Source organism: Pseudomonas sp. FW306-02-D09B (assembly GCF_058782685.1).
Genome location: NZ_JBYSXY010000001.1, coordinates 745124 through 757969, shown reverse-complemented (window position 1 = coordinate 757969; position 12846 = coordinate 745124). Strand labels below are relative to the sequence as shown.

The window sequence follows — 12846 nt, the reverse complement described above, 5'->3', positions numbered from 1 at the left end:
GAGGTCAAGCGACGGCAACGACGTCGAGAATCCGCTGGACCACACGGTCCTGGTCAATACCAGCGGCTTCGGCTTCGAAGGAAAGAATGATGCGATGGCGCAACACGTCGAACAGCACCGCTTGAATGTCTTCGGGGCTGACGAAGTCACGACCGGCCAGCCAGGCGTGAGCACGGGCGCAGCGGTCGAGGGCGATGGAGCCGCGCGGGCTGGCGCCATAGGCAATCCACTCGGACATTTCCGGGTCGAACTTGCCCGGCGTGCGGGTCGCCATGACCAACTGCACCAGGTATTCCTCCACGGCGTCGGCCATGTACAAACCGAGGATTTCCTTGCGCGCGGCAAATATCGCTTGCTGGCTGATCCGCCGCTCTGGCTTGGTTTCGCCGTGCAGCGCTTCACCGCGGGCCTGTTGCAGGATGCGCCGCTCGACGGCCGCGTCCGGGAAGCCGATTTTGACGTGCATCAGGAAACGGTCGAGCTGGGCTTCAGGCAGTGGGTAGGTGCCTTCCTGCTCGATCGGGTTCTGGGTCGCCATGACCAGAAACAGCGGCGACAGCTCATACGTACTGCGCCCGACGCTGACCTGCCGCTCGCCCATGGCTTCGAGCAAGGCCGACTGGACCTTGGCCGGTGCCCGGTTGATTTCGTCGGCCAGCACCAGGTTATGGAAGATCGGTCCCTGCTGGAACACGAAGCTGCCGGTTTCCGGACGGTAGATCTCGGTGCCGGTAATGTCGGCAGGCAGCAGGTCGGGCGTGAACTGGATGCGATGGAATTGTGCTTCGATACCTTCGGCAAGCTCTTTGATGGCCTTGGTCTTGGCCAGGCCAGGGGCGCCTTCGACCAGCATGTGGCCGTCAGCGAGCAGAGCGATGAGCAACCGCTCGATGAGTTTTTCCTGGCCGAGAATCTGCGTTGAAAGAAAGGTTCGCAGCGCAAGCAGCGCTTCACGATGTTCCATCGATGACTGTTCCTGGAGAGGGTGAGCAAAGGCGTTCGAATAACGCCAGGGCTGGGGGCGTTACTTTAATCCATCGCAGGGGGTGGAGACTAACGGCGATCAGGGATTTTTTGGGTTTTGTGGGTTGGTTTGGGGGATATTCAGGTTTTTTGCTGTGCAGAGCCTGAATCAGCGCTGTTTTGCGCGCGACCTGTGGGCGCATGGTTTGCCGGCGATGGGGATCTTACGGCTGCCATCACTGGCAAACCGTGCGCCTACGGTTCGCAAATCTTCTTGACAGTCACCAACGCATCCGCACCCCGAGGCTGCCGATCAATCCATACAAGTCGTTGTTGACGCTCGCGCTGTTGTAATCGCCGCTGACATACAGGCTGACAGAGGGCGTGACCCTGGCCACCAGCCCCAGTCCCAGTTCTATCGAGGACGCGTTCCGGCTGCTGCTGAGCTTGTCGACCTGACCGAGGGTCACCGTGTCGGAGGTATTGACCGTATGCCAGAAGTTGGTACGAACATAGGGTTCGATCGGCAGGCCCTTGATGTCATAACTGCCTTTCAAGCTTGCACCGACCCTGCCGCTCCAGGACGTCAGGTCGGTGGATGAGGCATTGCCGCTACCGGCATACGGGGTGTCCAGGCTAATACGCTGGTTGATCAATTCGGCCTGGGGTTCGATTACCCAGTTTTCGCTGATGCCGATGGGGAACCCGCCTTGCACCGAGAGGGTCATTGCGCTGCCTTCGGCAGCTTGGCGCTGGCCCTGGTCATTGAGGCTGTAGCCATTGACCCGACCACCGCTGGCGGTCAAATCCACGTGCCAGCCGTTTGCGCCGGTCAGGCTCCAATAGGCGCCAAGATTGGGGCCTTGCACGTTGAGGGTGTTATTCGGGTCGACAATGGCAGAGCTGACCAGGCCATTGCCATTGCCCTGAAACTGGTTTGTACCGCCCATCAGGCCAACACGCTGAGTGCTGCCGCCGCTGCTTTGCAGGGTAATCAACGCCGGGCCCTTGAGTTCCGAACCGCTCATGCCGGAAAACGGGGAGCTGAGGACGTCGCGCTCTGCGCTCCTGGCAGGCAGGCCATAAACCCGATCCCAGGCAGAAGGAGCGGCTTGCTCGACTGTCAGCAACTGGTTATCAAGACCGGGATTGCGGATGAAGCGGGTGCTGTTACTCGTATCAGGCGTCGGCAGGGTGAGCGCCGGGACATCTTGCTGATACCAGGGTATCGCCTCGTTCTCGGTAGGGGACGCCTGAACCTCCATGGATGTGCACAGCAATAACGAAGTGGAAACGGTGTACAGGGTGAATTTGATCTCGTGTTGGATGAGGGAGGTGTTCATGGAGGTCTACCTTGCAATCGCATGCCATGACTCTGTTTGGCGTCTCTCCTACCCAAATGAGGGGCGACCGATTTCGTTGAGGCAAGACCCGACGGCCCGCTTCAGCGGGTTTTCGAGGCGTGCCCCAGGAGGTATTTCCGGGGGTAGTAACGTTTAGCTAAGAAGACCGTTGGCGTCGCGTCAAGAAATTGAACGATGAGCGGTATGACTAATTTAGGCGCTGCAACTAACTGATTTTTGGTAGTTATCTAAGTTGTTGTTTATTAGAGAGCGACGGCTGCATTGGGCTGTAAATCAGCATTTTGAACAGGGCCAAGGCATCACCTTTTTCGCGGTCATACAAAAACTATTTCATAGGGCTGACGCATCCGCGCCAGGAAAACCCTGGGCAGCTTCGGCGCGATGCCGATCTCCGGTTCACCGTTCAGCTGGCTGGCGTACGCATGGGTGGCGTGGCATTTGCGTGCGACGGTCCAGGTGTCGAGGCGAACCTTGCGGGCGCGGTGCCAGGGAATCAGCCCATGATCGCGTGCGGGCCAGTGCCAGGCCCAGACCGGCACTTCATTGAAACTCGCGCCCACCATGAGGGCGGCTTTTGCGCTGGCTCGACCTACCGCGTCATGGTCGATGATGCCGTCCTCGCACCAGGTGCTGAACACCACATCACCCGGTCGCAGGTAGCGTGCGATGAATTGCGTCAATTGGAGTTCACGCTCGGCCAGCCCGTTGTCGGTGAAACCGCCGCGAATCCATTTCAGGCTATGCATGGGCAAACCGAGGCGACGCAGGGCTTCGACGCTTTCCTGTGGGCGGAACACACTCAGGCGCTTCTCCGACCACAGGTTCGAGCCTGGATGACTGGCGCTGCCATCGGTGATCGAGATCAATTGCAGGGGGTGGCCGAGGGTGGCGAACAACTGCAGCAGGCCACCACAGGTCACGACTTCATCACCCGGATGTGGTGCGATCACCACCGCGCGAGCGCCGGCAGGGATAAGGGTAGAGGTGCTGATGACGGGAATATTGTCCAGTTGCCGGGCAGTGTTCCAGATCTGCACAGGCAAGCTGCTGTCGACGAGGGTGCTGGATTTCATGGCGATACGTCCTTGTTCTGGTGTGCCGTCACACCAGGGCACAGCGCTCCAAACCCTGGGTTGCTGCGAGCAGAGTATTGCTCATAGATCACCATTCGTCGCCCCGTCACCTCCCTGACGAGCGTTTTTTATGAAGTGGCTTGCTAAAGCACTGCTGATGAGGCGGGCAATTGCGTTTCAGTCTTGCTCCTCATGCTGCAACTCGAACAACAGCAACGAGCGTCCGGTCACCGAATATTGATGATTGAAGTCGAATCGCTCCTGGCCCTGAATCGAGGGTTGGTTGGTATCAATCATGCAGGTCCAGAATCCGCCGTCAGGCACTTCCGGTAGCCGGAAATTGACAATGTCGTGATGAGCGTTAACCACCAGCAGCAAGGTAGCGTCGGCGCCTTTGCGACGGATTCCGGTTTCCTGGGCGCGTCCATCGAGCAACATGCCCAGGCATCGCCCGTGGCTATCCTGCCATTGCTCGGTGGACATTTCGCTGCCGTCGGGTGCCAGCCAGGTGACGTCCTTGACGCCAATATCCTCGTTGTAATTGCCCACCAGAAAACGTCCGCGCCGCAGGATCGGATAGGCCAGACGCAGCTTGATCAGGCGTTTGACGAATTTGAGCAAGGCCTTGCCGTCTTCGCTCAGGTCCCAGTTGACCCAGCCAATTTCGCTGTCCTGACAGTAGGCGTTGTTGTTGCCGTATTGGGTTCGGGCAAATTCGTCACCGGCCACCAGCATCGGTGTGCCTTGGGCCAACAGCAGGGTGGCGAAGAAATTACGCAACTGCCGCTGGCGCAGCGCATTGATCTCGGGATCGACGGTGGGGCCCTCAACGCCGTGATTCCAGGACAGGTTGTGATTACTACCGTCCTGATTTTCTTCGTCGTTGGCTTCGTTGTGCTTGTCGTTGTAGGAGACCAGGTCATTCAAGGTGAAGCCGTCATGGGCGGTGACGAAGTTCATCGAGGCGTAGGGGCGGCGGCCGCGTTGATTGAACATTTCACCCGATGCCGTCATGCGGGCGGCGAAGTCGGCGAGCTGGCCGTCATCGCCTTTCCAGAAGGCGCGTACGGTGTCGCGGAAGCGGTCGTTCCACTCGACCCAGCCCGGCGGAAAGTGGCCGACCTGATAGCCACCAGGGCCAATGTCCCAAGGCTCGGCAATCAGTTTTACCTGGCGCAGAATCGGGTCCTGGCGGCAGGCAACGAGGAAGCTGTGACGCTCGTCGAAACCGTCGTGGTAACGCCCGAGGATGGTCGCCAGGTCGAAGCGGAAACCGTCGACGTGCATTTCCGAGGCCCAGTAACGCAGTGAATCGGTGACCATCTGCAGCACACAGGGATGGCTCAGGTCCAGCGTGTTGCCGGTACCGGAGTCGTTGATATAGAAGCGTTTGTCATCGGGCTTCAGTCGATAGTAGGAGACATTGTCGATGCCGCGCATCGACAGGGTCGGGCCTTGTTCGTTGCCCTCGGCGGTGTGGTTGTAGACCACGTCCAGAATCACTTCAAGATTGGCTTCGTGCAGGTGCGCGACCATTTCCTTGAACTCGGCGATCTTGCCACTGGCCAGGTAACGCGGATCGGGGGCGAAGAAGGCGATGCTGTTGTAGCCCCAGTAATTGGTCATGCCCTTGTGCAATAGGTGCTGGTCATTAACGAAGGCGTGTATCGGCATCAGTTCCACCGACGACACGCCAAGTTTGCGGATATGTTCCAGCAGGTCATCGACCATCAACCCGGCGAAGGTCCCGCGCAGCGCTTGCGGGACGGACGGGTGACGCATGCTGATGCCGCGTACGTGAGCCTCATAAATGATCGTTCGATCCCACGGCACATTGACCCGATGGTCATGGCCCCAGGTGTGCGCGGGGTCAATGACCTTGCACTTGGGCACGAAGGGCGCACTGTCGCGCTCATCGAAACTGAGGTCGGCGTCGGGGTGGCCGATGGTGTAGCCGAACAAGGCTTCGGACCACTTCAATTTCCCCACCAACTGTTTGGCGTAGGGGTCGATCAGCAATTTGTGGTGGTTGAAGCGGTGACCGTTTTGCGGGTCGTAAGGCCCATACACCCGGTAGCCGTAGATCAGCCCCGGATGAGCGTCCGGCAAGTAGCCGTGAAAGATTTCGTCGGTGTATTCCGGCAGTTCGATACGTTCGAGCTCGACTTCGCCGGCATCGTCGAACAAACACAGTTCGACCTTGGTGGCGTTAGCCGAAAATATCGCGAAGTTGACCCCCAGACCATCCCAGGTTGCACCGAGCGGGAAGGGCAAGCCTTCACGGATTCGCGAGGCCTCGACGTGAGGTTCTGGCGCGGTCTTTTTTGGCGTGGTCATCATTGCTCCTGCAATTGGGCTTGGGTGATGGCGCCGGCATTGCTGGCCTCTCAAGGCCGCGCCATCCCCGAAGTGGCGAATCTGCTCGCCACGCGGTCAATCAGAGCCTGGTACTCTCAACCGGCTGGCTTACGCGGTGCTCGAGGCTTTTTTGCAGCCACAGGCTTATCGCCGGGTGGCGTTACGACCTTGGCGGTTGTAGCGGCTTTGGTTTTGGGCTTGGTCGCCGTGGGTTTGCTGGCTGCTGTTTTGCCGCTATTGGGTTTGGCGGTTCGGGCAGGCTTGGTCGGGGCCAGGGCTTCGGCTTCCGCCAGCTTGCACGCCATTTCCCAGTGGCGTGTCTCCTGGCCTTCGGGTTTCCCCTCGGACTCCCAGATCAGATAGGCAAATTCACGAATGCGTTTGTCATCGGTACTCATCGCAATGCTCCTGAGTTGAACTCAAGTCTGGATAAACAGATTGACCGGGAAATCTCCCAGCGCGGCGCTGATCAGCAATTCCTTGTGGTGTGTGACTGCACCTGTTGTAAAAAGTCCCTTCAGCTTTTCTTCGGCGGCGGTGAACGGCAGTTTGACCCGGGTGTCGCCCCAGAGCAGGGCAGGCACCTGTGGCGTGGCACTGCTTTCCAGCAGCGACGCAACCCGCACCGGCACCAGCACAATCGCCCGTTGGCCGTCGAGTTCACGGGCGAAAGCCAACACCCGCCCGGCCTGACTGCCCACCACCTGCAACGCTTGATAACGGCCCCGCTGAAACAGTTGCGGGTATCGCGCGCGTAACGCCAACGTGTGGGCGATCAACGCCTGCTTGATGCGCCCGTCACGCCAGGTGTGCAGCAACTGTCGAGTGTCCACCGGGGTGTGCAATGCCTGCTGGCGGACGCTGAAATCAACCGCTCGCCGATTGTCCGGATCCACCAGGCTGAAATCCCAGAACTCATTGCCCTGATACAGATCCGCAACCCCCGGCACCGTCATGCGCAGCAAGGTTTGCGCCAATCCATTGAGCGCACCGCCGCAGGCGATCGCTTGCGCAGCATCGGCGATGGCACTGCGTAAAGGCAGGCCTTCGGGGCTGAGCAGAAGGCGCTCGAGGAAGGCCCGCGTGGCCTGCTCATAAGGCTCGTTCGGTGCGCTCCAACTGCTCTGGAGTTTGGCTTCGCGCAGGGCTTTTTGCTGCCACTGCCACAGTCGTTCGGTGTAGGCCGTCATCGACTGCACGTCTTCGCAATGCAGCTCCAGCGGCCAACTGGCGAGCAAGGTCTGGTAGAGCAGCAGTTCGTCCGCGGCTGAGGGCATCGACGGATCGCGGCGCAGGGCAGCGCTCTGTGTCCGCCAGCCTTCGACTGTTTCTGCATACCAGGTACTGCGTTCGCTGAGTAATGCCAGGCGTGCACGGCTGTCTTCACCGCGTTTGTGGTCATGGGTGGCGCTGGCCAGCAGCGTATCCGGGAATTCGTCGAGGCGCTGGCTGCACGCCGCGTGGAAGTCGGCGAGTGGGGCGCTGAACTGTTCGGTGTTGAAGCCGACATCGTTACGCGACAACAACACGCCTGAGCGATAGAGCGCGGTGTCTTCCACGGCTTTGGCGGCGGTCGGCGAGGTCAGTTGCTGAAAGCGCACGCAGGCGTGCTTGAGGATCTTGCGTTGACGGCCCACCGGGCGCTCGCGCCAGGGTTGCCCACCCAGCCACAGCGCCAGATAGTCGAGCACCGGCCAGTCGGCTTCGCCCAAGGTCTGGCGCGCGCCGTTCATCGCATGCTGAAAAAACACCTGGTCTTGCGCCGAGCGCCCGCACGGGCCGATGTATGTTCGGTACACCGGGAAATGCACGATCAGTTCCTGCAATGCCCGACGAATCGCACCAAGGGTCAGGTCTCGGCTCATCAGGTCATCGCGAGCTACTTGCAACAAGGCCTGCGCGACACTTTCGAAGTCGCCGGCCAGCGAACCGTTGAGAACTTGCTGGCGTGCCAGTTGTGCTTCCTCGATGAACGCTGCGGGCCGTTCGGTGTGTCGGCTCCACAGTTCGCCAAGGACTTGCTCGCCCTGCGGGTCGTGTTGCAGCAGCGACAACTGATTCATGAACTCATAGCCTGTGGTGCCATCGACCTGCCAATCGCGACGCAGCGTTTCACCGTCGCCGAGGATTTTTTCAATATAGATCGGTACGTGTCGCAACGGTGACAGGGCGTTCACCCTGCGCCTGAGTTTGCGGCAGTAACCCCGCGGGTCGGCGAGCCCGTCGATGTGGTCGATACGCAATCCGTCCACCAGTCCCTCGGCAATCAGCTCGAAAATTTTTGCATGGGTAGCTTCGAACACGGCCGGGCGTTCGACCCGCAGCCCGGCCAGTTCATTGATGTCAAAGAAGCGCCGCCAGTTGATGTCATCGGCCGCCGTGCGCCAACTGGCCAGGCGATAGCTTTGGCGTTCGAGCAGCTCGTGCAGACGGCTGAAACCTTCGGGTTGGCGGGAGTCATGGCGGCTGAGGTTGTGCTCGATGCAGCGCAAGATCGCCGGATCAGACGCCAGTGTGATAAGCGCTTGTTGCAAGGGGCGCGCAAGGGAATGGGCATCGGTCTGGTAGTGCAGGGTGGTGAACTGATCGGCCAGTACCTTGAGTTGCAGTGCCCGTTCAACGTCGAGCGAGTCGTCAGGCTTAAGCAGTTCAGCGTAATCGGTGGGGCAAATCGGAAAGTGGTGCTCATGGTGTTCGACATGGAAGCTGCCCCGTCCGGGATCGAAGTGCAGCGTCAGCGTGCCGTCCTGCAAGGCGCTGCCGTAATCGCTGCCCAGGAACGGCAGCAATAGCTGGCCTTCGAGCAATGGGTCTGGCGAATGCCATTGAATGTCGAAAAACTCACCGTAGGGACTCAATCGCCCCCATTCCAGCAAGTCCAGCCACCAGGGATTGTCGGCACCACCGACGGCCATGTGGTTGGACACGATGTCCAGGATCAGCCCCATGTCCTGGGCGCGCAACGCGCTGACCAGTCGCCGCAGGGCTGCCTCGCCGCCCAGCTCGGGATTGACCTGGCTGGGGTCGACCACGTCATAGCCGTGCATCGACCCGGCCCGCGCACTCAACAGCGGCGAGGCATAGAGGTGGCTGATACCTAAACCACAGAAATACGGCACCAGCGGCACGGCGTCATCCAGGGTGAATCCCTGATGAAACTGCAGGCGCAACGTTGCCCGTACCGAGAGGGTTTGCACCTCACTCATTGATCACGCTCGGCCGCCTGAAGGCGTGCGCAAGCAAGCAGTTCCAGCCGTCGTGCCGCATCCGTATCGTCCAGCAGCACGTCGCTTTCATCGGCAAAGCGCCGACGCCAGTTCGGATGACTGTCGGTGGTGCCGGGGAGGTTGGCCTGTTCATCAATGCCCAGCGCATCTTCCAGCGGCAGCAACACCAAAGGGGCGCGGGTGTGACCCAGGAAACGCACGCTGGCGTCGAGCACCTGGTCGGTCTCGTGGGTCTCCTCGCGGAAGTTTTGCGGGTCCTGACTCAAGGCCCGACGCAAACCTTCACGCTCGCGCTGACGGTGTTCACGCCATTGCTGTTCACCGTGGCTGTCGACCAGCCCCAAGCGGACACTCCATTCGATGTCGCGACCATGCCACCAACCGTTGAGCGTTGGCAGGTCGTGGGTGCTGGTGGTGGCGAGTGCGTTATCCGGCCAATCAAGAATCGGTTTGAAGTGTGCCCCGTGGTCCTGCTCGAACAGCAGTACGCGCATCCCCAGGATCGAGCGGGCGATGAGTTTGTCGCGCAGGCCATCGGGCACGGTGCCGAGGTCTTCGCCGAGCACGATCGCCTGATGTCGATGGGACTCCAGCGTCACCAAACGCAGCAGATCGTCCACTGGGTAATACAGATACGCGCCGTCCCTCGGCGGCGCGCCGAGGGGTATCACCCACAGCCGCTGCAAACCCATGACATGGTCGATGCGCAGGCCACCGGTATGGGCAAAATTGGCCCGCAGCATTTCGATAAACGCGCGAAACCCATTGCGTATCAGCCCTTCGGGGGAAAACGCAGAAATCCCCCAACCTTGCCCCGTGCGGTTGAGAATGTCCGGGGGCGCGCCGACGGTGAGGGCAGCCAGTAATTCGTCCTGACGACTCCAGGCCTGGCTGCCACCGCCATCCGCACCGACAGCCAGGTCGGCGATCAAGCCGATGCCCATGCCACTGCTACGCGCAACGGTTTGTGCGCGTTGCAAGCTGCGAGCGATCAACCATTGGCAAAAGGCGTAGAAGCCGATGCGATCTGCATTTTTCTCGGCAAATACCGTCAGTTCGACACTGCGCGGGTCGCGCCAGTGCTCAGGCCACTGGCGCCAGTCGAGGCTTTCGCCAAGGGCGGCACAGGCTTCCTGGAGCGCCTCGAAACGGCAGTGGTTTTCCAGGGCCTCGCCACCGACGTGACGAAAGCTGCTGAAGTCCGCGTGCAAGGGATGATCACCCTGGGAGAATCCTTCATACAGCGCTTGCAACAATTGCTGTTTGGCCTTGGCAGCCGCGGGCCAGTCGATCAGCGGTTGCTCTTCCAGGTGCTTGAGTTCGTCGGCCAATTCAGTGGCATCGATGGCCAGGCGCAGGGCGCGTTCGCCGAGAACTTCCCCGGGTGAGGCGTACAGGCTATTGAGAAACAAACGGCTGGAGGGCGAGTAAGGGCTGTAGCGTTGTGTGTCGTTACTGAACATCGCGTGCAGCGGGCTGATCGCTAACGCATCGGCGCCGCGCTCACCGGCAACGCGGGCGAGGTTTTCCAGTGCCTGCAGATCGCCGAAGCCGCCGTCGCCGGGGCGTCGTAGTGAATACAATTGCACACTCAGGCCCCAGGCCCGGGGTATCGGGTTGTCAACGGCAGCGGCCACGCTATGGCACTGCAAGGGGGCGACGGCGAGTGTGAAGCGTTGGTCAGCGATGTGAGCTTCCTGATAGCCGATCGGGATCAGCCCCGGCAGAACCGCTTCGTCATCGAGTTTGAGGTGGAGGATCGCGCCGTCTTCCAGGTGAATCTCGCAGGGCGTTTCAGGGGCAAAGTGAAGCGCGAGGTCGAGGCCGGCGCCGACGTCGACGGTCATCATTGGCGGCAAGCGTTTGTTTTGTTGGTTCTGTTGCAGCTCCTGCAGGCTGGCGTCGATTTCCTGAGCGCTGCCAGCCGGGTGGCCGAGCCCGCTGAGGATCGCTCGCAATGCCGCCGGAGCGACCTTCTGTGGCCGGCCGTTGGCGTCGACCCAGTCGACTGCCAGGCCGGCTCGGCTGGCGAGGATTTCCAGTTGCGCATCGCTCATGGACGCTCTCCAGTGGTGGGTAGCAAGGGTGTCGTTGCCGTCAGACTGACCAGCGCGCAGTAGGGGGCGAGGGTGCCTTGTTGCAGGGCTTCGAAGGACCGCTGCGGGAACTCGAACAGCAACCGGGAATGGGCTTGTGATGAATGGGACACGGGCTCCGTGGTGAGGTTGAGGTCGATGCACAGCAGGCTGCCATCGCCCATGTGCCAACGTGCACTTATCGCACCCGTTGCCAGCACCGTGGCGCCCAGCGCGTGAGCACCGGGTAGGCGCGGGATGATTTCTCGATGACGGATCAGCAGCAACTGTCGATACAGCGTCAGGGTCGCTTGCTGTGTCAGCGGTTCAGATGATGTCAGTGTCGGACGCGAAGCGGTGAACGTGTGTAACGCATTCGGGTCGGGAATCTGCTCGCGGGTGTGCGGATCGGCAAAAGCGCTGAACGCCGCGAACTCATTGCGTCGACCTTCTCGCACCTGCCTGGCCAAGACTCCATGGTGACTGGTGAAAAACAGAAACGGCTCGTCAGCGGCGTATTCGTCGCCCATGAACAGCAACGGGATCATCGGTGACAACAACAGAAGGACCGTCGCCGCGCGCAACGCCTGAGGTGCAGTCAACTGGTGGAGACGCTCGCCAAAGGCACGGTTGCCGATCTGGTCATGGTTTTGCAGAAACAGCACGAAGGCACTGGGCGGCAAATGCCCACTGGGTTCGCCTCGGGCACGGCCATGGCGATTGGTATGGCCCTGATAGGCGAAGCCCTGGCTCAGGCAGCGGGCCAGTTTTTCGCTGGGGCGCTCGGCAAAGTCGGTGTAATAAGCCTCGGTTTCTCCGGTCAGCAATACGTGCAGCGCGTTGTGCCCATCGTCGTTCCACTGCGCGTCGAAGCCCTGCTCCAGCAGGCTGGCCTGGTTGTGCTCGTTTTCCAGGGTGAGCCAGACATGACGGGGTGGGTCGATGTGCTCGCGTACTGTCGCCGCCAGTTCCTGGAGGAAATCCGGATCTTCGATGGCGTGTACCGCATCCAGACGCAAACCGTCGAAACGGTACTCAAGCAACCACATCAGCGCGTTGTCGATAAAGAAGTCGCGCACCTCGCGTCGGCGGAAGTCAATGGCTGCGCCCCAAGGCGTGTGCAGGTCTTCGCGGAAAAAGCCCTTGGCATAATGATGCAGGTAATTGCCGTCAGGGCCGAAATGGTTGTAAACCACGTCGATGATCACCGCCAGACCCAGGCCATGGGCGCTATCGATCAGGTGCTTGAGCGCATCAGGCGTGCCGTATGACGACTGGGGCGCGTAAGGCAGCACGCCGTCGTAGCCCCAGTTACGCTCGCCGGGAAACTGCGCCAGCGGCATCAGTTCGATCGCGGTAATGCCCAGTTCGGCCAGCCGTGGCAGGTGCTTTTCGACTTCGGCAAAACCACCCAGCACACCCACATGCAGTTCGTAGATCACCGCTTCATGCCAGGGCCGGCCTTGCCAGAAACAGTGCTGCCAACGGTAAGCATGCGGGTCAACCACCACGCTGGGTGACGCCAGACTGCCGGCTTGCGCCCGGGACGCGGGGTCTGGCACGTCGCGTTCGCCCTCGATGTTGTAGCGATAGCGGGTGCCGGCCGGGCAACGGGTCTCGATCACGAACCAGCCGTCCGCCTGGGGCAACATCGGCAGTGATTGCCCGTCTTCAAGCTCGACACTCACATAAAACGCATCGGGCGCCCACAGGGCGAACCGGGTGTGTTCGGCATCCAGCATGACGGCGCCGTGGGGCCAGGTTTCCGGAGTCCGTAACGGCATTC

8 protein-coding genes are annotated in these 12846 nt (G+C 60.7%); all 8 read right to left on the bottom strand.

Annotation, left to right across the window (positions count from 1 at the left end):
- Positions 1-4: 4 nt before the first annotated feature.
- The 8 genes from AC3WK5_RS03410 to treZ all read right to left on the bottom strand — a co-directional run bounded on the left by AC3WK5_RS03410 (position 5) and on the right by treZ (position 12844).
- Entirely contained in the window at positions 5-964 is a 960-nt protein-coding gene (locus AC3WK5_RS03410; RefSeq protein WP_019690591.1) for an AAA family ATPase, read from the bottom strand.
- 280 nt (positions 965-1244) lie between these two features.
- Positions 1245-2306, bottom strand: coding sequence for an autotransporter domain-containing protein (locus tag AC3WK5_RS03405; protein ID WP_103314492.1), 1062 nt, complete (start codon positions 2304-2306; stop codon positions 1245-1247).
- A 335-nt stretch (positions 2307-2641) separates the two neighbouring features.
- A complete protein-coding gene (locus AC3WK5_RS03400) occupies positions 2642-3400 on the bottom strand; it encodes a PIG-L deacetylase family protein (protein WP_103314493.1) in 759 nt (252 codons plus the stop codon).
- A gap of 177 nt (positions 3401-3577) precedes the next feature.
- A complete protein-coding gene (glgX, locus tag AC3WK5_RS03395) occupies positions 3578-5737 on the bottom strand; it encodes a glycogen debranching protein GlgX (protein ID WP_103314494.1) in 2160 nt (719 codons plus the stop codon).
- 116 nt (positions 5738-5853) lie between these two features.
- On the bottom strand, positions 5854-6156 hold the full coding sequence (locus AC3WK5_RS03390) for a DUF2934 domain-containing protein (RefSeq protein WP_054597172.1): 303 nt from the start codon (positions 6154-6156) through the stop codon (positions 5854-5856).
- Positions 6157-6177: 21 nt separating this feature from the next.
- Complete coding sequence (locus AC3WK5_RS03385) at positions 6178-8964, bottom strand: malto-oligosyltrehalose synthase (RefSeq protein WP_103314495.1); 2787 nt, start codon at positions 8962-8964, stop codon at positions 6178-6180.
- A complete protein-coding gene (gene malQ, locus AC3WK5_RS03380) occupies positions 8961-11042 on the bottom strand; it encodes a 4-alpha-glucanotransferase (RefSeq protein WP_103314496.1) in 2082 nt (693 codons plus the stop codon). Before malQ ends, AC3WK5_RS03385 begins: the two co-directional genes overlap by 4 nt.
- Complete coding sequence (gene treZ, locus AC3WK5_RS03375) at positions 11039-12844, bottom strand: malto-oligosyltrehalose trehalohydrolase (RefSeq protein ID WP_103314497.1); 1806 nt, start codon at positions 12842-12844, stop codon at positions 11039-11041. The genes malQ and treZ overlap by 4 nt, the downstream gene beginning before the upstream one ends.
- Positions 12845-12846 lie beyond the last annotated feature (2 nt).